Below are 20,972 nucleotides of genomic sequence, written 5' to 3'. Positions count from 1 at the left end.
GGGCACCTGCTGCCGATTGGTTGAAGCGACATGTGAAGGTGATCTAGATCACTATGAAACCTATGCCGACTTAGGGGCTTGAGTCAACTAAGTTCGAGAGCGGGTTTTCTTGAAGGTGGGATGCAACGCGCCTACGGTTGAAATTCCATACCGATTCGTCAGGGGTCGGCGACTGGGACTTCATCGAGATCCAGTCGGAGTTCGTGGACTGAGCAATGCGAAAGGCCTGCAGCTGAAGTCCGACGACGGTTCTTTCATCGCGGGGGAGGGGCCCCTGGTGTCGGGGTCGACGCTTGCGTTGGTTATGGCGATGGCGGGCCGCGCCGTGTACCTGGACAGGCTGGAGGGTCCGGGTGTGCCGATTCTCCAGTCGCGCTTGAAGAGCTGACGCTGACGGTGGGTTTATGCTGCGGCGATAGTCTTGCCCGGTACCTCTGCAGCGATAGGAGAGTCACATGGACTCGAGAATAGAAGCGATCCGCAACGACGTAGTCCGCCGCAACCCCGGCGAGACGGAGTTTCACCAGGCCGCGTATGAAGTTTTCGACTCGCTGAGTCCTGTCCTGAAAAAACATCCCCAGTTCGTGGAAGCGTCGATTCTTGAGCGGATTTGCGAGCCCGAGCGCCAGATCATCTTCCGTGTGCCCTGGGTCGACGACGACGGCACGGTCCGCATCAACCGCGGCTTCCGGGTGGAGTTCAACTCGGCTCTCGGACCCTACAAGGGCGGGCTCCGTTTCCATCCGTCGGTGTACCTCGGAATCGTGAAGTTCCTGGGTTTCGAGCAGGTCTTCAAGAACGCGCTGACCGGAATGCCGATCGGTGGAGGCAAGGGCGGCTCCGACTTCGATCCGCGCGGGCGCAGTAACGGTGAGGTCATGCGTTTTTGCCAGTCCTTCATGACCGAGCTTTACCGTCATATTGGCGAGTACACCGACGTGCCAGCGGGCGACATCGGTGTGGGTACCCGCGAGATCGGCTACATGTTCGGACAGTACAAGCGGATCACCAACCGTTACGAGTCCGGCGTGCTGACCGGCAAGGGCACTGGTTGGGGAGGTTCACTGGTACGCCCGGAAGCAACCGGCTACGGCGCGGTTCTGTTCGCTCGCGAGATGCTTGCTACCCGCAAGCTCGGATTCGAGGGCCAGCGGGTGGTGGTTTCCGGTTCCGGCAACGTCGCGCTGCACGCGATTGCGAAGGCACAGGCGCTGGGCGCCAACGTAATCACCTGCTCTGACTCTTCGGGGTACGTTGTCGAGGAGCAGGGCATTGATATCGACCTCCTGAGGGACATCAAGGAGAACCAGCGTGGACGCGTGAGCGACTACGCGGAGCAGCGCGGTTCTGGAGCGGTCTTTGTTGCGAACGGCTCCGTCTGGGACGTGGAGGCGACAGTTGCGCTACCCTGCGCTACCCAGAATGAGTTGGACGAGGCTGCGGCGAAGGGGCTGCTATCCCGTGGGCTGGTTGCCGTCGCCGAGGGTGCGAACATGCCGAGCACTCCCGAAGCGATCGAGCTGTTCCAGGAAGCGAAGATCCTGTTCGGCCCGGGCAAGGCAGCGAACGCCGGCGGTGTTGCGACGTCGGCTCTGGAAATGCAGCAGAACGCCAGCCGAGATGCCTGGTCGTTTGAGCACACGGAGCAGCGGCTCGAAGGGACGATGATTGGCATTCACGAACGATGTGCGGCTACGGCTGATGAGTACGGGCTGCCGGGCAACTATGTTGCCGGAGCGAACATCTCCGGGTTCGTGCAGGTAGCTAACGCGATGCTGGCACTCGGCGTCGTTTAAGCACCTAGAACGTCACCCCGCAGCGCAGCACAATGTTCGCGAACGGCGTCGCCTCGCCCGTCCGGATGATCAGCCGCGTTGACGGCAGCAGAGCCTTCAGCTCCTCGTGGGCAACGAGTTCCGGCATCAGCTGTTCCGCCCGGACAATCTCTTCAATAACGCTGCCCGACGCCTCGCTGGCTATCAGGGATCCCTCGATCTCGACGTCGTCAAGCACAGCCCGCAGTACGTCGCCAAAACGTGGCGTCCCCTTCACAAGGGCGAGGTCGACGACGGCGGCAGACGCCGGCAGCGGCAGCCCACAGTCCGCGATCACCACCAGATGTCCGTGACCCAGTGTGCCGAGCGCGGCGTTGAGGGGGCCGTTCAGTATTCCGTGTTTCTTCAAGCCCCGGCTCCCGCAGAAACCGGAGGCAGAGCATCTTCCAGTGAAGGATAGGACGGTTGCGCGCCCTCCGCTCCGACGGCGAAAGCACCAACGCGCACGGCGACGCGGACGGCGTCGGGCAGGGAATCTCCCATGACCAGCCGGGCGGCCAGGGCGCCGACGAAAGCGTCCCCGGCGCCGGTCGTGTCCACCACCGGCACTGACGGCGCCGCAATCTCAAGCAGGCCCGAGGAGGAGGCCAGCAAAGCACCCGAACCACCCAGCGTGATCACCACGGACCCGAACCCGCATGCCAGCAGGGAACGCGCAGTTTCGGCATGGTCCAATGAATCGGCATGGTCCGACGGCGCAGGTGCCCCGGTTAGCTGGGCCAGCACCAACGCGCCTTCGTGCTCATTGACCACCAGCGGATCGGCGCGGAGAAGCGTCTCACGGTCCAACTCAATCACTGGTGCCAGATTGATCAGCACCCGCCCGTGCGCAGCGGCGACGGCGGACGCGACCGACGCGGCAGGAATCTCGCCCTGCAGAACCAGCACACCGGCGTCGGCGATCCGATCCGAGGCGGCGCCGACCAAGGACTCACTGACTTCCCCGTTTGCGCCGGGGATCACCACAATGGTGTTCTCGCCGTCGTCGTCAACCTCCACAATGGCCACTCCCGTGGTGGTTCCCGCGCGATGCACCGACGTGGTGTCCACCCCGGCCGCGTGCAGGCCGGAGAGTGCGACGTCGGTGTAGGAGTCCTGTCCCACGGCGCCGATCATGGTGGTCGGGGCACCAAGCTTCGCCGCAGCTACGGCCTGGTTGGCGCCCTTGCCGCCGGGCATCACCGTCATGGTCCGCCCCAGCAGGGTTTCGCCCGGCTGGGGGTGGCGTTCCAGTGTCACTACGAGGTCGGCGTTGATGGACCCTACAACGACGACGCCCGGCGGCTGTGTGCTCATTCGGTGAATTCACCAACGTTCTCCGAGTTCACGGTGGTTACCGGAACGGGGATGGTTTCCTCGACGGTTTCGCCCGCTAGCAGCTGATCGAGAACTTCAACGGCGCGCTTGCCGAGTTCGGCCGGCTGCTGCGCGATGGTTGCTGCCATGGTTCCCGCCTCAATGGCGGCGAGGCCTTCCTCGGTGCCGTCGAAACCGACCACGCTCACTTCGGTGCCGGCGCGCTCGCCGAGCGCCTGGATGGCGCCGAGTGCCATTTCGTCGTTCTCGGCGAAGATGCCGGTCACATCCGGGTTGGCCTGCAGGAGGTTGGTCGCGACGTTCAGTGCTTCGGCGCGGTCGAAGTTGGCGGTCTGCATCGCTACGACCTCGATATTCGGGTACTCCGCAATGCCCTCGGCGAACCCTGCTCCGCGGTCACGGCTGGCGGAGGTTCCAGCGACGCCCTGCAGGACGATGACCTGGCCTTCCTCGCCCATCGCGGCTGCGAGTGCGTCGGCTGCCTGGCGGCCACCGGCCACGTTGTCGCTGGAGACGAGGGACTCGATCTCGGCGCCGTTGACGGCGCGGTCAACAGCGACGACGGGGATGTCGTTCTCGATCAGCGGCGCGACAGAGGCGGCCGCGGCGTCGGAATCCACAGGGTTGATGATGACGCCATCGGTGCCGCTGGATGCGGCGGTCGCGAGCTGGTTGGTCTGGGTGGCGGAGTCGTTCTGCGCGTCGACAACCTCAAGGTCGATGCCGGCCTCTTCGGCAGCGGCCTCTGCTCCGTCACGGAGTTCTACGAAGAATGGGTTGTTCAGCGTGGACAGCGCGAGCGTGGCCGACGCCGAACCCTCTGCCGCTTCATCGCCGCCCCGGTTACATGCGGTGGCGCTGAAAGCTAGCGCGAGGGACACGGTCAGGACTGCTGCCTTGCGCGGATAGGTGAACTTCATTGTCTTGATTCCTAACTGTTGATCGGACTTAGTGGGGTGCGTTCTTCCTACGCAGCGAATCGATCCCGACGGCGACGGCAATCACCATGCCGATCACAACCTGCTGCCAGAAGGACGAGACATTGAGTAGATTCAGGCCGTTGCGGATCACCACGAGCACCAGTGCGCCCACGAGCGTGCCGCTGATGCGCCCAACGCCGCCTGCCAGCGAAGCGCCTCCGATGACGACGGCGGCAATGGCGTCGAGCTCGTAGCCCACCGCGGCCTGGGGCTGGGCGGAGTCCAGCCGGCCGGACAACAGCAGGCCGGCGAGTGCGGCGAACAGACCGGACAGCGCGAACACGGTGACCAGGACCTTGCGGACCGGTACCCCGGAGAGCCGTGCTGCTTCGGTGTTGCCGCCGACGGCGTACATGTAACGCCCCATGACGGTGAAGTTGAGGATCACTGCGGCGACGATCCCAGCGACCACCAGGACCACGATCGGCATCGGGATGACGCCGAGGTCGCCGCCGAGGAAGGAAACTTCAGGCGCCGTCGCAATCGGCCTGCCTTCGGAGAGCACCAGGGTCAGGCCGCGGGTCACGCTGAGCATGGCGAGCGTAGCGATGAAGGACGGCAGGCGCCCGTAGGCTACGGCGAATCCGCTCACCGCACCGCTAAGCGCCCCAATGAGTAAACCGCCGACGACGGCGAGCCACCCCGGCAGATCCGCCTGCGAGAAGATCCAGGCGCTGCCCATGGCGGAAAGCGCTGCCACGGAGCCCACCGACAGGTCGATGCCCGCAGCGACGATGACGAAGGTCAGCCCGAACGCCATCACCGCGATCACGGAGGCCTGGATGCCGATGTTCAGGAGGTTCGGCCCGGTGAGGAAGTCCGGCGTGGCAATGAACAGGGCCAGCCCGAGGACAAACAGCCCTACGAGCGCGCCGTTATCCGCGAGGAACTTCTTCACCCGTGACCCGCGCGCGGCGTTCTTCGGCGCGGTGGGCGCTGCAACCTTACTCATTCCCGTCCTCCATTAGCTTGTCTTCGAGATCGCGCTGCACGTCGCGTACCGCCAGGGTCATGACGGCGTCCTGGGTGGCCTCCCCGGCGGCCAGTTCGCCCGAGATATGCCCACCGCTCATCACCAGCACCCGGTCGCTCATGCCGAGCACTTCGGGAAGTTCGCTGGACACCATGACGACGGCGCCGCCGGCGGCGGTGATCGCATTCATCAGTTCGTAGATTTCAACCTTTGCTCCGACATCCACGCCGCGGGTCGGTTCGTCGAGCAGCAGCACCGACGAATTCGCGACGATCCAGCGCGCGAACACGGTCTTCTGCTGGTTGCCGCCGGAGAGTGAACCCACGGGCTGGTCCAGGGTGTGCATGCGGATGCGGAGCTTGTCAGCGACGTCCTGGGCGCGCTTGCGCTGGCCGGTGCGGTCCACGAGCCCGGATTTCGCCGTGGTCGCAAGCGTTGCGTACCCGATGTTCTCGTTGACCGGCGCTCCGAGTACCAGCCCGTGCGCCTTCCGGTCTTCGGGTACATGTCCGACGCCGGCGCGAATGGCCGCGCCGATGCTGGACTTGGGCAGCTCCTTGCCACGGACCCGGACGGTGCCGGTGACGTAGGGATCGACGCCGGCGATGGCGCGGATCACCTCCGTGCGGCCCGCGCCGACGAGGCCCGCCAGGCCGACAATTTCGCCGGCCTTCACTTCGAAGGAAACGTTGTTGATAAGCCCCTTGGTGGAGAGGCCGTTCACTTCGAGGAGGGTGTCGGCGGGGCCGTCATACTCGCGGCGGCGCGGGAACTGCTGCTCGATGGAGCGGCCGACCATGAGCCGGACGAGCTCGTCCTCTTCCGTGTCAGCGGGTACTTCGTCGATGAACTCGCCGTCGCGCAGGACGGAAACGGAGTCCCCGATCGCGGCGATTTCGTCGAGGTGGTGGGAGATGAAAACCATGCCGACGCCGCGCTGCCGCAGGTCCTCGACCACGGCAAAGAGGGCGCTGATCTCGCGTTTGGTGAGCGCCGCCGTCGGCTCATCGAGGATCAGCATGCGGGCGTTGAGGCTGAGGGCCTTCGCGATCTCCACCAGCTGCTGCCGGGCGATGCCGAGTTCGCCGACCCTGTGGTCCACGTCGATATCGAGGCCGATCATTTCCAGCGCTGCCCTGGCTGTTTCGCGCATTGTGCGCCTGTCCACCATGCCAAAGCGGCGCGGGAAGCGGCCCATGCAGATGTTCTCAGCCACCGTCATCGAACCTACGAGGTTGAGTTCCTGATGAATGGTGGCAATCCCGAGGGCTTCGGAGGCATTCGTATCTGCAAGCCGGACTTCCTTGCCGTCAACGAGGATGCGGCCGCCGTCGGGCTGGTGAACGCCGGCCATCATTTTGATGAGCGTTGACTTGCCGGCGCCGTTCTCACCGAGCAGCACCTGCACCTTGCCGGGGAAGACATTGACCGTCACACCCTTGATGACAGTCACCGGACCGAAGGTCTTGGTGACGTTGTCCAACGTCAGGATGGGATCGTCTGTCACAGGGTTGTTTGTGACTGGGCTATTTGTCACTGGGTTATCTGTCACTGCGTTGGACCTCCTGGAGGGGGCGGAGTTGAGCCGCGGATGATGAGCCGGCTCGGCAGGATTACGGATTCGGGATTGTTGCCTGCGATGACCTGGGTGAGGAGGTCGACTGCAAGGCGACCCATGGCGTCTACGTCATGGGAGATGACGGTGAGTGCCGGGTTGAGGAGGGTAAAGGCTTCGATGTCGTCATAAGCAACGAACGCGATGTCCTTGCCGATGGCGAGGCCGCGTTCATTGCAGACGGCGATGGCGCCGATGCTCATGAGGCTGTCCGCGGCGAGCAGCGCGGTTGGCGGGTGGGGGAGTTCGAGCAGGTGCCGCGCGCCTGCCGCACCACTGCCCGACTGGAAGTCGCCGAAGAAGAGGAGGGCGCCGTCGTCGTCGGCGTTTGTTTCCTTGAGGGCGTTGAGAAAGGCAGCGAGGCGCTCGCGGCCTGTGGAGGTGGACTGCGGGCCGGCAATATAGCCGATACGGCGGTGGCCCAGGCTGGTGAGGTGGCGGACGGCTTCCTGGATGCCGGTGGAGTTGTCGGGGGTGACGCTCGGAACGGTGGTGTTCGCGATGACGCGGTCCACGAAGACGGTAGGAACGCCGCTGGCGAGGACGCCCTGAAGGTCTGTGAGGTCACCCTGTGGGGCGGCGATGAGGCCGTCCACGCGTTGGGTGAGCATGACGTCGAAGTAGCGGTCCTGCTGTTCGGCATCCTCGTTGGCGTTGCCGAAGAGGGTGAGGTACTTGAAGTCGCGGGCGCGTTGTTCGACGGCGTGGGCCAGGTCCGCGAAGAAGGGGTTGCGGACATCGGGAAGGACCAGGCCGATGGTCTGGGTGCTGGTCTTGCGGAGCGAGCGGGCCTGGGCGTTGGGGCGGAATCCGAGTTTGGTTGCGGCTTCGCTTACCGCGGTCCTTGCTTCCTCCGAGGTGGAGGGGTGGCCGGAGAGAACGCGCGACGCGGTGGCTACGGAGACGCCCGCCTTGTCGGCGACGTTCCTGATCGTCACTGATCGCACCTGTGCTCCTACTGCGCTGGTCCGTGGAATCGTTTCCATGGAATCGATTCCACTATGGCACACCTCACTTCGAACGGGCAAGTGGGAGTTGGCAGGGGGAGAGTAGGCGCGTCCTCGAACCGAATGTATTAGGGCTGTTATATTAGTGCTGTGACGAATTCTAGCGATCCGACAAGGGCCAGTTCAGTTCGCCCTTTGAAGCAGTTACTCGCTGGCATGGACAATGACATCGCAGCTGTTTACAGCGCGCGTGGCGTCACAGGCGTGCGTCCGCGATACAGCATGGCCTTGATCCGGCTGCATCACTTGGGACCAATGACTGTTCGGGCCCTTGCGGGCGAGGTTGGTGTCACTCATTCGGCGATGAGCCAGACGGTGACAGAGATGAAGCGCGAAGGGCTGATCAGCAGCGCTCCCGGCGCAGATGCAAGGACCCGCGAAGTCTCTCTGACGTCCAAAGGCGAAGACCTCGTCCCGTTTCTCGAGGCAGAGTGGCGGGCAACCGAAGCAGCTTTCGACGACCTCGATTCCGAGCTGCCGTACTCCTTCCAACAAGTGGTCAAGGACATGGCTGATGCGTTGCAGCGACGATCCTTCCGCGAGCGAATTGTTCAGCACCTGGACAGTGGGCAGGAGGAATGAGCGTCCTCGACCGATCACTCGATACGAGGCCTCTCCGCTCCAATCCGCACTTCCGAAGACTATGGATTGGAATTTCGCTTCAGACGCTTGGCCGACAGATCACGGTTGTCGCGGTTCTATACCAGGTGTGGGAGATGACGCAGAGCTCTCTCTGGGTTGGTATCGTCGGACTGGCTTATGCCTTGCCCATCATCGTCTTCGGGCTGATCGGCGGATCGCTGGCGGACTCGATGGATCGCCGATTGCTGGTTCTGTGGACAACCATTGGGGCACTTGTTGCCGCCTTGCTCCTCGCCCTCCAGGCAGCCTTGTCCGTTGGTTCCCTGCCGATACTTCTGTTGCTGCTGTTCGCCCAGAGTGCGTTCACCTCTCTCGGTAGTCCTGCCCGCCGTACTTTCGTTCCGAGGCTCCTACCCACCGAGCAGGTTGGGGCTGGTATCGCGCTCGTACAAGTCAGTTTCCAATTGAGTATGTTGATTGGCCCGGCCATTGCCGGGTTATCTATCGCTTGGTTGGGCGTGCAAGCGTGTTACGCGATTGAAGCAGTCGCGTTTTGCGCCGCGATCTATGGTGTGGCGGGCCTTCCCTCGATGCGCCCACTCGGGGAAGCTGGCAAGACGGGCGTAGCGGGCTTGAAGAACGGGCTTCGATTGATCGTTCGGCGTCCAGAACTGTCGGGGTCTTTCCTCAGCGACTTGGCTGCGATGTTTTTGGCCATGCCGGTGGCCCTGTTTCCTGCGATGAATGAGCAACGCTTCGATGGCAGCCCCCAAACACTGGGATTGTTCCTGTCAGCCATCGCGGCCGGTGGAATCGTAGCGAGCGCTTCGTCCGGCATGATCAACCGGATTGCCCACGCCGGAAGGGTTCAGTTGGTTGCAGCAGCCATGTGGGGTGCGGCGCTGGCAGCGGCGGGCCTAGTGAGCGGTCTTTGGGCCACACTTCTGTTTCTCGCTCTGGCAGGTGCAGCGGACACTATCTCGGTAATTTCACGGGGAACCATCCTGCAGGTGGCTACGCCGGACGCCTATCGCGGCCGGGTAAGTGCTGTAGAAGGCATCGTCGGAGTTGGTGGTCCTGAACTGGGAAATCTTCGCGCAGGGATCTCAGCAAGCTTGCTCTCACCACAGCTGACCATGGCGACCGGAGGCCTCGCGTGTGTACTGTCTATCGGAATCATCGCCCTTACCAATCCAGCCCTGCGCAGGTTTACGATGAAAGATCACGCGCAAGAAGAATAGTGGGATGGCTCCGATGGTTTTCTGCAGACCAGCGGGGTTTCGTCAGCCGATCATCGCGCGTAGAGTTCCCGCATGGCTGGCACACTGACACGTCCCCGTAATGGCAAGTTGATCGCCGGAGTCTGCGCAGCTCTTTCAGCTGGTTTCGGCATCCCCAAATGGCTCGTCCGGCTCGGGTTCATCATCTTCGGGCTGGTGGGCATTGGAGAGCTCGTGTACATCATCCTGTGGATCGTGCTGCCCAAGGCGGGCGCCTAGCACAGATCCGGGGCAGGCGACTCGCGCGTCATGATGTGATGAGGCATGACCTGGTCTAGGACAACAGAAATTCCGCCTCGCTCTTCGAACAGACCAGCCTGACTTGTTCGACCAACGCACTGCTCAGCGGTATCCCGGCCTCCAACCGTTCGTCACGCATCCTGCGTTCCTTGTCGCCGGCCACCAGTACGGGCAGGTCCTGGGAGGCAGACGATTCCGAGCGCAACGTATCGAGGATGGCCGAGACAGCGGCGGTAAACGATTCCGGGTCGCCGAAGGAGGCCGGATCTATCGCAAGACAGAAGTGTCCGATGTCGTCGGCGTCGTCCGTGTCCTTCAAAGGCGCGAATGCAGCCCCGGCCAGCGCACCCGCCAGAATCTGAACCATCACCGCAAGCCCGTAACCCTTGTGGCTGGAGAGCAATTCGGTGCCGCCCAGCGGGCTGAGGCCACCCTGTTCCTCGCCCTGAAGCTGAGTGTATGCGGCGCGCGAGTCGGTAACGGCATTGCCCAGGGAATCGAGCACCCAACCGGCAGGCAAATCCTGGCCCCGGTAGTCGTATACCTTCACCTTATTAACGGCCACGGTGCTCGTTGACATGTCCAGCACGAACGGATGCCCAGCACTCGGCGCAGCAAACGCCAGCGGGTTAGTGCCGAGCAGTGGTCGAGAGCCCCGGGTGGGCACTACAGCCTTTGTTCTTGTTGTCGAAGTGACAAGTCCAAGGAGGCCCGCGTCTGCAGCAATCTTTGCGTAGTACCCGGCAGCGCCGAAGTGGTGCGAGCGCCGAACGGTGACAACGCCCACGCCGTTCTCCCGCGCCTTCGAGCTCGCCAGCTGCATCGCGTAGACCATGGTCGCGTGTCCCAGGTTGTCTCGGGCATCGACGACGGCGGTTGCCGGACTTTCGAGCACGGTCACCGGATCAGCCCTGATCTGGAGCTTGTTCGAGTCGATGAGCCGTTGATAGCTGGGCAGCATAGAGATGCCGTGGGAGTCGATTCCGGCCAGATCGGTCTCGACCATTACACCCGCGGTGATTGCTGCCTTCTCCGCAGCCATCCCCCAGACGGATAGAACCGCGAGGATCTGCTTCCGAACGAGTTCCGCGCTGTACAGTTCCACTGTTTACCTTTCGTTATACGATCAAGACTCAAGTGGGTTCCGGCCGGCTATGAATCCTGCCGCCCCGAGTGCCACGGCCATTGCCCAGAGAGCGCCCGATGCGCCGAATCCGGCGGCGACCGCGCCCGCAGCGGTTGGGAAGACGATCTGACCCAGCCGGCTGCCGCTGATCCGCAGCGACATGGCCCTGCCCTGGCTCCCAGATGGCGCGGCACCTGCGAGCCAGGCCATCGTTACGGGCTGACCGATGCCAAGTCCGAACCCCAGGAACACAAGCAGGACAACGAGTGCCGGCATTGGCATCCCCAGCGGCACCAGGGCCATCGACACCGCGGCGATCACCAGGCTGAGGAACAGCAGCCGATCCGAGCCAAGCACGCGAACCAGCGCACCAAGGAAGAACCGTGAAACCATCGACGATGCCGCGCGAACGGACAAGAGTAGCCCGACGATCCCGGCGCTGATGCCCAGTTCCGCGCCGAGAACCGGCAGGTAGATGAGCGTGATATCGACGGCGGCGAGCACAATCGCGGTGATGGTGATCGCGGGGACCAGCCCCTGGATCCGGAGTATTTCCCGCCAGCTTGCCGGTTTACCGTCGCCGCGGGCAACCCGTGAGCGCCGGACAGGAAGTACGACGGCGAGGACAAGCGAAGCCGCCATCAGCACCGTCGCTACAGTGAAGATCAAACCGGTATCAGGAATGGTGGCATTCGCGCCGAAGACGGCGATGAGACCGGGACCGAGTGCCTGGCCCAATGATCCCGCAAGCGTGTAGTGGCCGAACGCCGCTTGAAGCTTTCCGGGCCGGGCCAGCCCGGCGACAGCGGCTTGCTGTCCGATGACAGCCATCAGGTGCCCGATGCCCAGCAAGACGCTCCCGAGAATCAGGGTGGAGGTGGTGCCGCCAACGAGAGTCAGCGCAACACCCGAGAGAGCCATGAGCAACGTGCCGGTCACCATGATCTTCTTGGGCCCGAACCGGTCAGTTGCCTGCCCAACGAGCAGTGCACACAGCAGGGGAGCGGCGGCGTAGGTCGCAGCCAGGGCGCCCAGCCAGGCAGGAGCAATCCCGATCTCGAGCGCCCGATAAGAGATTGTGGGGCGCACCGTGAAGGCCATTCCCTGGGTAATGACGGCTTGGACGAAAATCAGCCACATCGCCGCAGAGAGGCGCCCTTTTGCCATCCTGCGTCAGCGGCCCATGGTGTTTCGAGCCTGTAGCGGTTCCGGGGCACTGAGGTGGCGCTGTCCTATTGAGCGGGCTGCCTGCCGTACTTCCCAGACCACCTGAGTCACCTTTTCGCCGCTCATGTGCGCGTCGGAGCCACTGACCACGACGACACCCACCATGCGTCCGCTTCCGCTGAACACGGGAGCTGACACAGACGTGGTGTCGACGGCCCGTTCGCTGTGAGCCACGAGGTAGCCGTCGGCGCGGATTGCCTGAAGCGAATCCTTGAACTCCTCTGGCGTTAGTTCCACGCCGGACTGCATCTGGACGACTTCAACGGCACGGAGGAGTTCGTCCACTTCTTCGTCGGTCATTCCGGAAGCCAGCACACGTCCGGCGCCCAGATGCAGCGGAAGTCGCTCGCCAATTGGGAGGGCGTAGCGCAGGGGGTGCTCGCCCTCCACACGCGCGACCACGACGCGGCTCTTCCCGGACTTGACGTACAGCGATGCCGTGAGCCCGGTTGCCGTCGCCAGTTCCTGAAGGACCGGAAGTGCGGCTGCACTGAGCCGGTTGCCGCGCAGGAACGCATGCGCCATAGGGACAGTGCCGACGCCCAGCTGGTAGGTAGATTCATCACGCTCAACCAGGCCGCGTCCCTCCAGCACGTTGAGGATGCGCTGCGTTGTGCTGATCGCCAATCCCGCCTGCTGCGCGATGTCTGTGAGGCGCAGTGGGCGGATGTTCTGCTCGAGTACGCCCAGTACATCGAAGGCGCGTTCCAGCGATCGCATGGGCGACTGATCATTCGGTGCCACGGTGTCTCTTTCAGCTGAATTTGCAGGACGGTGTTCCCGGCCGGGTGGGGGCCCGGCCGGGAATCACTCTAGCCGGGAGCGCCTACTCCGGCACTGGGCGCGCGATCAAGAAGCTCGCTGTCGATGCGGTCCCGCGTAGCCTGCTCGGCGTCCCGCTTGGCTTCGGCACCGGCAACTACCTGGTCTGCATACTGGCGCGGAATGACGACGACGCCGTCTGCGTCACCAACGATAATGTCGCCAGGATTCACCGGCACACCTCCGACGGCGATGGTTGCGCCCACCACGCCCGGCCCGTTTTTGTACGGGCCGGCAGCGGTCACGGTTCGTGCGAAGACGGGCATCGCGTATTCAGCAAGTCCTGGAGCGTCCCTGACAGCCCCGTCGATCACGAAGCCTTCCACACCTTGGAGCTTGGCCTTTCCACCAATGAGCTCACCGATCAGCGCGCGGGATTCATCCGCCTGACCGCTGACCACTATTACGTCTCCCGGTTGCACCGATTCGAGCGCCTCGTGGATGTACCGGTTGTCACCGGCGCGGGTCCAGACTGTGTGGGCCGTACCAACACATCGGGCGCCCGACCACACCGGATGGATTGCCGGATCCATCACGCCGAGGCGTTCCATGGCGTCGCCGATGTTCGCTGTGGGAACCGCCCAGAGGCGTTCCCGCAGGTCTGCTGAAAGTGGCTGGTATCCGTTCTTGGGAACGCTTGCGAAGGTGCTCATTTAGCCTTCCTCGCGAACCAGCGGGAAGAGCTCCTCGAAGGTGTTCTGGGTCTCGGTCCAGTACTCCGCGTATGCTTCTGCGTCGCGGTAGCTGGGTGCCAGACCGAGCTCCTGCATCGGGGTGAGGAACTCTTCGTTCTCCATGATGGTGCCCATCGCGTCAGAGATGGTCGTTACTGCCTGCTCAGGTACGCACGACGGGAAGGTGTAGCCACGCGAGGAGGAGATTTCGACGTCGTACCCGCTTTCAGTGAAGGTTGGCACGTCCGGCAGGAAGGGGCTGCGCTCTTCGTCCATGATGCCCAGGACCTTGCCCTGACCGTTCTCTGTCATTTCGACGACGTCACTGACGTTCGCGACGTAGATTTCAGTTTCTCCTCCGAGGAAAGCGGTCTTGGGTGCGCCGCCGCCGTCGGGGAAGTGAACCGGTGAGAACTCAGCGCCGGAGGCTTCCTGTACTGCAACCATGGCGAAGTGTTCGTTGCTGGCCACGCCGGTGGTTGTGTAGAGCAGCTCGCCGGGGTTCTCTTCGGCCGCCGCGATGAGATCGTCGATGGTCTCGTATGGGCTGTCCGGGGCAACAACAATAGCGGTGGGGTCGACTACCTGCAGGGCGATCGGTGCGAAGCTCTCGCGATCATAGGTAGCGCCACGGCTCTCATCGAGGACCGAAACGATTGCGGACGGAAAGTTGGCTGTGCCGAAGGTGTAGCCGTCGCAGGGCGCGTTCGCGACGGCGGTGAGGCCTACCTGCCCGCCGGCGCCTTCCCGGTTTTCCACGGTGATGCTGACGCCGAGCTCGTCCTCCAGGGCATCGGCCATGAGGCGGGCGCCGACGTCGGTGCTTCCGCCGGGGCCGTAGCCCACGACCATGGTCAGGTTCTCTTCGGGGTAGTTCTCGCTGACTTCGCCGGTGCTTTGCTGCCCCGCGGCGTCGCCGCAGGCGGACACTGCAAGCAGAAGCAGCGCTGCTCCCGATACTGAAGTGATTGACTTGCGCATTTTCGATCTCCTTGGCGGATTGGTTGTACAGGTTGGACGGATAGAGGAGGACAGGGGATTAGTTTTCGGCGTCACTTGGGAGAAGCATCTTTCGTTTCAGGCCGCTCGCCGCGACGGATCCGATGAAGATCAGGGCGGCGATGATGAGCAGGGTGAGGGTGATCGGGCGGGTGAAGAAGATGCCGAAGCTTCCCTGCGACAGCTGGAGTGACTGGCGCAGCGCCGACTCCAGGAACGGGCCGAGGACGACGGCGAGCACCAGGGGCGCAAGCGGAATGTGCAGTCGGCGGAACACAAGTCCGACGATGCCGAACGCGATCATTATGAAGACGTCGATCACGCTGTTGCTCACCGAGTAGGAACCGATGACCAGGAACGCGAAGATCAGCGCGACGAGAACTTCATGCGGGATCGATAGCACCCTGGTCCACAGGCCCACCAGTGGAACGTTCAGGATCAGCAGGATGATGTTGCCGATGAAGAAGCTCGCGATGATCGTCCAGACCAGGAGCGGCTCCTGGGTGAACAACAGCGGTCCCGGCGTAAGCCCGTTCTGGAGGAACGCGCCCATGAGGACGGCGATGGCCGGCGTTGCGGGGATACCCAGCGCGAACAAGGGGACCAGCGAGGCGCTGGAATGCGCGTTGTTAGCTGTTTCGGGTCCGACGACGCCCTCAATTGCTCCGGTTCCCAGCTCGCGGCGGTAGCGGCCCACCTTCTTCTCCACGCTGTAGGACAGCAGGGATGAGATGGCGTTGGTGATGCCGGGGACCAAGCCGATCGGCGCGCCGATGGCGGTTCCGCGCAGCATCGCTGCTCCACCGCGGGTAAGGTCTTTTCTTCCCGGAATGAGCTCACGCAGACGCGGGGCTCGTGGGCGGAGGGTCGGTGCCACCATGTTGTCCAGGAGTTCACCCAGACCGAAAATACCGATGATGACGGGCACGAAGTTGAGTCCATCGAACAGGTGGGCAGAGCCGAAGGTGAAGCGGGGGAGCCCGGCAACCGGATCAATTCCGACCATCGCGATGAGGAGGCCGATGGCGGCCGAGATGAGCCCGGCCGCGACTGACTTGCCCACCAGCCCGACAAGCAGGGAGAGACCGACGATCACGAGGGCGAAGAACTCCGGTGGCCCGATCTCCAGACCCACGACTGCCAGCGCCTGGGCGCCGAAAGCGAGCCCGATGGTGGCGACGATCCCGCCGAAGAAGGAGCCGATTCCGGCCATGGTCAGGGCGACGCCTGCCTTGCCCTTCTTCGTCATCGCGTAGCCGTCAATGCACGTGATGGCTGATTCGCTCTCGCCGGGGATGTTGAGCAGCACCGAGGTGATGGTTCCACCGTAGGCAGTGCCATAGAAGATGGCGGCCAGCATGATGATGGCCGAGACCGGCTCCATGTTCAGGGTCAGCGGGATGAGGATAGCGATGCCCGCGGTGGAACCGATGCCCGGTAGAAGGCCGAGCATGGTTCCGACCAGGCAGCCGATCAGTGCGAAGAGCAGGTTCTGCAGTGTGAGGGCTTCAGCGAAGCCCATCGCGAGGTTGTTTAGCGCATCCATGAGTGCCTCACAGTCCCAGGTTCTCGAGGAAGCCGATTGACGACGTCGGCAGTGTCACCTGAAGTACGTCGGTGAAGAGATGGAAGACTCCGAAGCTGCCCACCAGCGCGATGATGAGGGACAGCGGCCACTTCCGACCGCCCTGGAACTTCAACTGGAAGAGCAGGAAGGCGAACATGGTGAGCTGGAATCCAAGGACATCGAGCAGGCTTGCCAGCACGATCAGACTCAGCAGGACAATCCAGATGGGGCGCTTTTTGGCAGTCGGTGCGGTGCTTTCGGCTGCCGGGTCAACGGCGACCGGTGCTTCTGCCGGAACGATCACGTTGGGGTTCCCGCGGAGCGCCTGAACGAGCCACACCGCCGAGGAGGTGGCCAGCAGGATCCCGATCCAGAACGGGAAGAATCCAGGGCCGGGACCGAGCGTGGTCCAGTAGCCGAGCCCGAAGCTGGTGAAGATCACGGCGGCCGCGAGGGCCATCAGCGCGACGGGCACGCCGACGAGGAGGATCTTGTTCGGACCGGCCGGTGATTCCTGAACTTCAGGTTCAGCGGTACTGGTGGCTGGTTTTGACATAGTCAGCACGTCACTAGGCTTTCGCGCTGCTCGACGCCAGATCGGACTCATTGTCCTTACTCCTGCCTGTAGGGGAGCCTGGGGTGTTTTGGTTTGCCAGGCGCTTCAGCGACGCGACAGTTGCCGAAGTCATTTCGGCAGGTACGCCCATGGAGGAAAGATACGCGTGCGCACCTTCCATTTCGAAGCCGCGACGTTCGGCGTGGATCCGGGTGCCGGTGAGGAAGCGGTCGATGACGGCCTGGCCGTCGCCAGCGAGCTGCCTAGTGATCTCGTTGCGAATCCACTCCGTTGCATTTGCGGCTTCTCCGGCGGAGACCGCTTCGACGATGAGCGAGGCCAAGCCCTTCATGAAGACGCTGCGCAATAACTTGTGGGCCATTGCGGCGCCCGCCGGTGCGTCGAGGGTGTTGACCTTGGCGCCGAGCTGGCGGAGGGTATTGGCGGCGCTTGTTGCGCCGGATCCACTGACCAAAAGGGGAGTCGCTGCTCCCGCTACCGTGACGGGTCCGAGGATGGCGACGTCGGCGAAGTGTGCTCCGGTCTGCTCGACGTGGGTTGCCAGGCTCTCCATCTCGGCAGGAGCTGACGACGTCATGTCGGCGTAGATCGCGCCGCGCTTCAAGTGCGGTGCGCACGTTTCGGCAACTTTGCGCGCGACTGCGGCGGACGTGAGTACGAGTACGAGGTCGGCATCAGTGACGGCTTCTCTTTCTGATGCGGCGACGTTGATGCCGTCGGGAGCCTCGACGTCGCGTGGGTCGAAGGCGGTCACTTGGTGGCCTGCCGCGACGAGGGCGGCTGCATAGCGGGAGCCCGCCTCGCCTAGCCCAATGATTGCGGAGTGCATGTGTCTCCCTTTCTGCCTCTTTGCAGGAGTGGCTGTTTTAGCTTTACCATCCTGTGGTAAAGCCTTCCATCTGCTGGTAATAAGCATGACGTGCCTTGGGTCACATGTCAATGGGAATGGAGACCTGACTCACTTCGCCGCCCCCCCGAGTCCCTCCGAATGATCCAATGACCCGAAACTGTCGGAGGCGACGCATACGCTTGCGGCATCTGCACTCGATGCAGGAAATCAAGGAGGTGAGTTAGATGGCAAAAGGTTCTAAGCCTTCAAAGAAGGCGCTGTCCAATGCGGGCAAAAAGCTCGCGTCGGATTCATCAAGCAAGGCAGCCAAATCGAAAGCGGGATCAACTCTTGGAAAGGGTTGACCGGCCAGCATGGACGTAGGGGCTGGCACTCGCCGCCCCTACGTCCATGCTTTAGATGGTTCGCAGCGATCAACGACTGCACAAAGCCACTACCTGCCCCAGCCAGCGCATTGCTGACATGAACTGGCCGGGCGCAATAACGCAAAGAGGTCGGGCGACTACGTCGTGGATGCCTCAGCGGCCGTCCGTGCGTAGGTTTCGGAAACCCGGCGGTAGACCGGCGTCAGGAAGGCCAGTAGCGCCGCCACGATGATGACTATTCCTGCGATGAGGAAGATCAGTGCGATGCCGCGTGAGGTGCCCTCGCCAAGTAGCGGCGCGAGCTGAGCTGAACCCTCCGCCGACCGGGCGTAAGGGATGATCCAGAGCTCGGCAATTGGTGCGATGAGGAACGCGGTGATCGGCGCTGCCCCGGCTTCGAAGGCCATCGCGAGCCCGAACACCCGCCCTTGGCGGGGCAGAGGAACCACCCGCTGGATCACTGTCTGCTCAGCGGCCTCAATGAACGGGATCAGCACCAGATAGAGCCAGATGCCGAGGACGTAGAGCCACGCCCATTCACGGATGGTGAAGACCGCACCGATCACTCCCATGATGACGACGGCGATCAGCATGGTCCGCAGCGGATTTTTTCCGAGACCGAACTTGCTGATGAGGGCTCCGCCGAGGATGAACCCCGTGGCGCCGAGCGCGAAGTAGGCTCCCCACAGCTCCACGGGGAACATCTCCAGTCCATAGGGGTCCATCAACGCCATGTAAACGCCGCCAACGAAGTTGTTGAACGTGGAGAACAGGATGAGCGCAAAGAGCCCGGTGATCGCCATGACGGCGGCGAAGGAACCGCGCAGGTCGAAGCTGCCGTGGGCGTCGGTCGCGGCCGCGCGCACCTCCTCCGGCATACGCAGCGTGAGCAGGTGCGCGAAGGCGAGCGCTGTCAGCCCAAGCGCGACGACGATGGTTCCACCCATGCCGACCAGCCCCACCGACAGGCCGGAGAGCACGGACGTGATGATGAACATGATTCCCTGTACCATCCCGACCAGGCCGTTGGCATTAGCGCGCCGGTCCGGCTCGATCAGGATAGTCACGGTGGTGGAAAGGGCGATGTTGCGCAGGTTTTCGACGACGGCGCCGATCAGGATGATCACCGTGAAGATCCAGAACCACGGTTGGGTCAGGTCCAGCAAGGTGGCTTCGGGCAGAAGCAGGAAGACGACGCCGGCGAGCACGAACATGCCGAGGGTGAAGGCTGCGGAGAACCGCATGACCGCCAGCTTGCGGTAGCGGTCCACGAACGTGCCGAAGCTGATGCTGGAAAGGGCAATCAGCAGCATGTACGCGCCGCCGATCACCCCGGTGGCGATGACGTTACGGGTTTCCAGGTACGCCCAGAACGTCAGAGCGAACCAGAGGTAGCTGGTCGTGATGTTGGCGACTCCCGTATTCACCAGGATGCCCATGAATGTGCGGTACCGTTCCGCCGGGCCGCGCAGGGACAAGTCAATCGACTCATCGTTGGCGGTGGCACCCGATTCGTCGCCGCCGGGCGGCGCGGCGGAGGTGGCGTCGTCGTCGTACGTGGCTGCGCCGCCGTCGGGAACCGGAGCGGCCCCCTGCGGGGCCGGATCCTGCCGGGTCATGCGCCCAAGTGTACTTCGCGGGGTGGGGGGCGTGACAGGGTTCTTGGGGAAGGCCAGCAGATATTCAGGACCGTTCCTGTCCGCTTTAGATGAGACCGTGAGGTATGACTACTTCGGAGATTGTCCCGTTTACCATCCGCATCCCGCAGGACGAGATCGACGATCTACGACGTCGACTTGCCGCGGCCCGCGTCCCTGCATCATTGCCGCCGACAGTCAACGAGTGGGGTGCTTCGTCGGAGTGGGACCAAGGGGTTCCTCAGAGCTGGTTGGCGGCTTTGGCGGACTACTGGCGGGACGGGTTCGATTGGCGGGCGTACGAGCAGCGGCTCAATGACATACCCCAGTTCACAACCAGGATCGATGGTCAGACTATGCACTTCGTCCATGTCCGTTCCGAGGACGACGACGCCGTTCCCCTGCTTTTAGCGCACGGGTGGCCGGGATCTTTCCTGGAGTTCGTTGACTTGATTGGACCGCTGACCGCACCTGAGCGACACGGTCGCCCTGGCGGCCCGGCTTTTCACGTCGTGGTGCCATCCGCCCCGGGTTTCGCGTTTTCCAGCCCGTTGGCCGATGGCGGCTGGGACGACTCCCGGATTGCGGATGCTTATGCCGAGTTGATGAGCAGGCTCGGCTACGAGCAGTTTGGGGTCCAAGGCGGCGACTTCGGGGCAGGTTTAGCCCCGGAGATTGCCCGCCGGGCTCCGGGAAGGGTGATGGGTATCCACGTCAACGGGACCACTGGACCCATGCCGCAGCTTCCCCTGAGCGAGGAGGAAGCGGCTGCCCTGACCGATCGTGAGAGGCAGGCGATCAAGGACATTGAGGCGTTTATGTGGCAGCAATTCGGCTACATTTCCATTCAGTCGACGCGGCCGGGGTTAATTGGCACGATGCTCACGGATAGCCCGACTGCGCAGCTCGCGTGGATCATGGACAAGTTCCAGGCGTGGACGTGGCCCGTGGAACAGGACGTCCTGCAAATTCTTGACCGCGACTTGCTGCTCGCAAACGTGTCCCTTTACTGGTTCACCCGAACAGCCGGATCTGCTGCCCTGACCGTCTATGCCCAGGGAAGCGGCTGGGGCACACCCAAAGAAAAAACAAGCGTGCCGACGGCTGTTCTCAACTTCGCCCATGACATCGCGATCCGCAGCTACGTCGAACGAGAAAACACCGTCACCCGATGGACTGACGTCGACCACGGCGGGCATTTCGCAGCGCTCGAAGAACCTGACCTACTCGTCGAGGACCTACGGGCATTCTTCAGTACCCTCGCCAAGCCCTAAGGCAGTGCCCGAGTCAAGCTCTTGG

At 63.1% G+C, this 20,972-nt stretch carries 20 protein-coding genes; 5 read left to right on the top strand and 15 right to left on the bottom strand.

What is annotated here, in order from left to right; translation table 11 throughout:
- Positions 1-455: 455 nt before the first annotated feature.
- On the top strand, positions 456-1,796 hold the full coding sequence (gdhA, locus tag BJ994_RS13980) for an NADP-specific glutamate dehydrogenase (protein WP_167995001.1): 1,341 nt from the start codon (positions 456-458) through the stop codon (positions 1,794-1,796).
- A 4-nt stretch (positions 1,797-1,800) separates the two neighbouring features.
- On the opposite strand, the gene rbsD is transcribed toward gdhA, so the two are convergent.
- Genes rbsD through BJ994_RS13950 form a run of 6 tightly spaced genes read right to left on the bottom strand, consistent with a single transcriptional unit; the run spans position 1,801 to position 7,658 of the window.
- Positions 1,801-2,184 carry a D-ribose pyranase gene (gene rbsD / locus BJ994_RS13975; protein WP_167994999.1) on the bottom strand — a complete coding sequence of 128 codons (384 nt, stop codon included), beginning with the start codon at positions 2,182-2,184 and terminating at the stop codon, positions 1,801-1,803.
- A complete protein-coding gene (locus tag BJ994_RS13970) occupies positions 2,181-3,131 on the bottom strand; it encodes a ribokinase (protein WP_167994997.1) in 951 nt (316 codons plus the stop codon). The genes rbsD and BJ994_RS13970 overlap by 4 nt, the downstream gene beginning before the upstream one ends.
- Positions 3,128-4,072 carry a substrate-binding domain-containing protein gene (locus BJ994_RS13965; RefSeq protein ID WP_167994995.1) on the bottom strand — a complete coding sequence of 315 codons (945 nt, stop codon included), beginning with the start codon at positions 4,070-4,072 and terminating at the stop codon, positions 3,128-3,130. Before BJ994_RS13965 ends, BJ994_RS13970 begins: the two co-directional genes overlap by 4 nt.
- A 28-nt stretch (positions 4,073-4,100) precedes the next feature.
- Complete coding sequence (locus tag BJ994_RS13960) at positions 4,101-5,084, bottom strand: ABC transporter permease (protein ID WP_167994993.1); 984 nt, start codon at positions 5,082-5,084, stop codon at positions 4,101-4,103.
- Complete coding sequence (locus BJ994_RS13955; protein WP_167994991.1) at positions 5,077-6,612, bottom strand: ATP-binding cassette domain-containing protein; 1,536 nt, start codon at positions 6,610-6,612, stop codon at positions 5,077-5,079. Before BJ994_RS13955 ends, BJ994_RS13960 begins: the two co-directional genes overlap by 8 nt.
- Before the next feature lie 41 nt (positions 6,613-6,653).
- A complete protein-coding gene (locus BJ994_RS13950) occupies positions 6,654-7,658 on the bottom strand; it encodes a LacI family DNA-binding transcriptional regulator (RefSeq protein ID WP_342450380.1) in 1,005 nt (334 codons plus the stop codon).
- Between the two features lie 225 nt (positions 7,659-7,883).
- Here BJ994_RS13950 and BJ994_RS13945 point away from each other — a divergent pair, with 225 nt between their 5' ends.
- The 3 genes from BJ994_RS13945 (at position 7,884) to BJ994_RS13935 (ending at position 9,808) form a co-directional block, all read left to right on the top strand.
- Positions 7,884-8,309, top strand: coding sequence for a MarR family winged helix-turn-helix transcriptional regulator (locus BJ994_RS13945; protein WP_167994987.1), 426 nt, complete (start codon positions 7,884-7,886; stop codon positions 8,307-8,309).
- Positions 8,306-9,550, top strand: coding sequence for an MFS transporter (locus tag BJ994_RS13940; protein WP_167994985.1), 1,245 nt, complete (start codon positions 8,306-8,308; stop codon positions 9,548-9,550). Before BJ994_RS13945 ends, BJ994_RS13940 begins: the two co-directional genes overlap by 4 nt.
- 72 nt (positions 9,551-9,622) lie before the next feature.
- Positions 9,623-9,808 (top strand): PspC domain-containing protein, encoded by a 186-nt coding sequence (locus BJ994_RS13935; protein ID WP_167994983.1) that lies wholly within the window; start codon positions 9,623-9,625, stop codon positions 9,806-9,808.
- A gap of 55 nt (positions 9,809-9,863) precedes the next feature.
- Here BJ994_RS13935 and BJ994_RS13930 read toward each other — a convergent pair whose 3' ends face one another.
- The 9 genes from BJ994_RS13930 to BJ994_RS13890 all read right to left on the bottom strand — a co-directional run bounded on the left by BJ994_RS13930 (position 9,864) and on the right by BJ994_RS13890 (position 19,475).
- Positions 9,864-10,934, bottom strand: a complete 1,071-nt coding sequence (locus BJ994_RS13930) for an Ldh family oxidoreductase (protein WP_167994981.1) — start codon at positions 10,932-10,934, stop codon at positions 9,864-9,866.
- A gap of 21 nt (positions 10,935-10,955) precedes the next feature.
- Entirely contained in the window at positions 10,956-12,122 is a 1,167-nt protein-coding gene (locus tag BJ994_RS13925) for an MFS transporter (protein WP_167994979.1), read from the bottom strand.
- 6 nt (positions 12,123-12,128) lie between these two features.
- A complete protein-coding gene (locus BJ994_RS13920; protein ID WP_167994977.1) occupies positions 12,129-12,926 on the bottom strand; it encodes an IclR family transcriptional regulator domain-containing protein in 798 nt (265 codons plus the stop codon).
- Positions 12,927-12,994: 68 nt separating this feature from the next.
- A complete protein-coding gene (locus BJ994_RS13915) occupies positions 12,995-13,657 on the bottom strand; it encodes an RraA family protein (RefSeq protein ID WP_167994975.1) in 663 nt (220 codons plus the stop codon).
- The gene (locus BJ994_RS13910) at positions 13,658-14,659 is read right to left on the bottom strand and encodes a tripartite tricarboxylate transporter substrate binding protein (protein WP_167994973.1); all 1,002 of its coding nucleotides are present in this window, start codon (positions 14,657-14,659) and stop codon (positions 13,658-13,660) included. It lies immediately after the preceding gene.
- A 58-nt stretch (positions 14,660-14,717) separates the two neighbouring features.
- The gene (locus BJ994_RS13905; RefSeq protein WP_167994972.1) at positions 14,718-16,223 is read right to left on the bottom strand and encodes a tripartite tricarboxylate transporter permease; all 1,506 of its coding nucleotides are present in this window, start codon (positions 16,221-16,223) and stop codon (positions 14,718-14,720) included.
- Between the two features lie 7 nt (positions 16,224-16,230).
- Entirely contained in the window at positions 16,231-16,800 is a 570-nt protein-coding gene (locus BJ994_RS13900) for a tripartite tricarboxylate transporter TctB family protein (RefSeq protein WP_167994971.1), read from the bottom strand.
- 13 nt (positions 16,801-16,813) lie between these two features.
- The gene (locus BJ994_RS13895) at positions 16,814-17,650 is read right to left on the bottom strand and encodes an NAD(P)-dependent oxidoreductase (protein WP_167994970.1); all 837 of its coding nucleotides are present in this window, start codon (positions 17,648-17,650) and stop codon (positions 16,814-16,816) included.
- Between the two features lie 523 nt (positions 17,651-18,173).
- A complete protein-coding gene (locus BJ994_RS13890) occupies positions 18,174-19,475 on the bottom strand; it encodes an MFS transporter (RefSeq protein ID WP_245192582.1) in 1,302 nt (433 codons plus the stop codon).
- A 284-nt stretch (positions 19,476-19,759) separates the two neighbouring features.
- On the opposite strand from BJ994_RS13890, the gene BJ994_RS13885 reads away from it, so the two are divergent.
- On the top strand, positions 19,760-20,947 hold the full coding sequence (locus BJ994_RS13885; RefSeq protein WP_167994968.1) for an epoxide hydrolase family protein: 1,188 nt from the start codon (positions 19,760-19,762) through the stop codon (positions 20,945-20,947).
- The last annotated feature ends 25 nt before the right edge of the window (positions 20,948-20,972 follow it).

This window comes from Arthrobacter pigmenti (assembly GCF_011927905.1).
Classification (GTDB): Bacteria; Actinomycetota; Actinomycetes; order Actinomycetales; family Micrococcaceae; genus Arthrobacter_D; species Arthrobacter_D pigmenti.
Note: the sequence above shows the minus strand (reverse complement) of the source record. Positions and strands in the feature narration are given on the sequence as shown.

What these genes read in the sequence shown, in the direction of transcription:
- gdhA (WP_167995001.1), top strand. Translation starts at nt 456, where the DNA reads ATGGACTCGAGAATAGAAGCGATCCGCAACGACGTAGTCCGCCGCAAC.
- BJ994_RS13970 (WP_167994997.1), bottom strand. Translation starts at nt 3,131, where the DNA reads ATGAGCACACAGCCGCCGGGCGTCGTCGTTGTAGGGTCCATCAACGCC.
- BJ994_RS13965 (WP_167994995.1), bottom strand. Translation starts at nt 4,072, where the DNA reads ATGAAGTTCACCTATCCGCGCAAGGCAGCAGTCCTGACCGTGTCCCTC.
- BJ994_RS13960 (WP_167994993.1), bottom strand. Translation starts at nt 5,084, where the DNA reads ATGAGTAAGGTTGCAGCGCCCACCGCGCCGAAGAACGCCGCGCGCGGG.
- BJ994_RS13945 (WP_167994987.1), top strand. Translation starts at nt 7,884, where the DNA reads ATGGACAATGACATCGCAGCTGTTTACAGCGCGCGTGGCGTCACAGGC.
- BJ994_RS13940 (WP_167994985.1), top strand. Translation starts at nt 8,306, where the DNA reads ATGAGCGTCCTCGACCGATCACTCGATACGAGGCCTCTCCGCTCCAAT.
- BJ994_RS13935 (WP_167994983.1), top strand. Translation starts at nt 9,623, where the DNA reads ATGGCTGGCACACTGACACGTCCCCGTAATGGCAAGTTGATCGCCGGA.
- BJ994_RS13925 (WP_167994979.1), bottom strand. Translation starts at nt 12,122, where the DNA reads ATGGCAAAAGGGCGCCTCTCTGCGGCGATGTGGCTGATTTTCGTCCAA.
- BJ994_RS13915 (WP_167994975.1), bottom strand. Translation starts at nt 13,657, where the DNA reads ATGAGCACCTTCGCAAGCGTTCCCAAGAACGGATACCAGCCACTTTCA.
- BJ994_RS13910 (WP_167994973.1), bottom strand. Translation starts at nt 14,659, where the DNA reads ATGCGCAAGTCAATCACTTCAGTATCGGGAGCAGCGCTGCTTCTGCTT.
- BJ994_RS13905 (WP_167994972.1), bottom strand. Translation starts at nt 16,223, where the DNA reads ATGGATGCGCTAAACAACCTCGCGATGGGCTTCGCTGAAGCCCTCACA.
- BJ994_RS13900 (WP_167994971.1), bottom strand. Translation starts at nt 16,800, where the DNA reads ATGTCAAAACCAGCCACCAGTACCGCTGAACCTGAAGTTCAGGAATCA.
- BJ994_RS13895 (WP_167994970.1), bottom strand. Translation starts at nt 17,650, where the DNA reads ATGCACTCCGCAATCATTGGGCTAGGCGAGGCGGGCTCCCGCTATGCA.
- BJ994_RS13890 (WP_245192582.1), bottom strand. Translation starts at nt 19,475, where the DNA reads ATGGGCATCCTGGTGAATACGGGAGTCGCCAACATCACGACCAGCTAC.
- BJ994_RS13885 (WP_167994968.1), top strand. Translation starts at nt 19,760, where the DNA reads ATGACTACTTCGGAGATTGTCCCGTTTACCATCCGCATCCCGCAGGAC.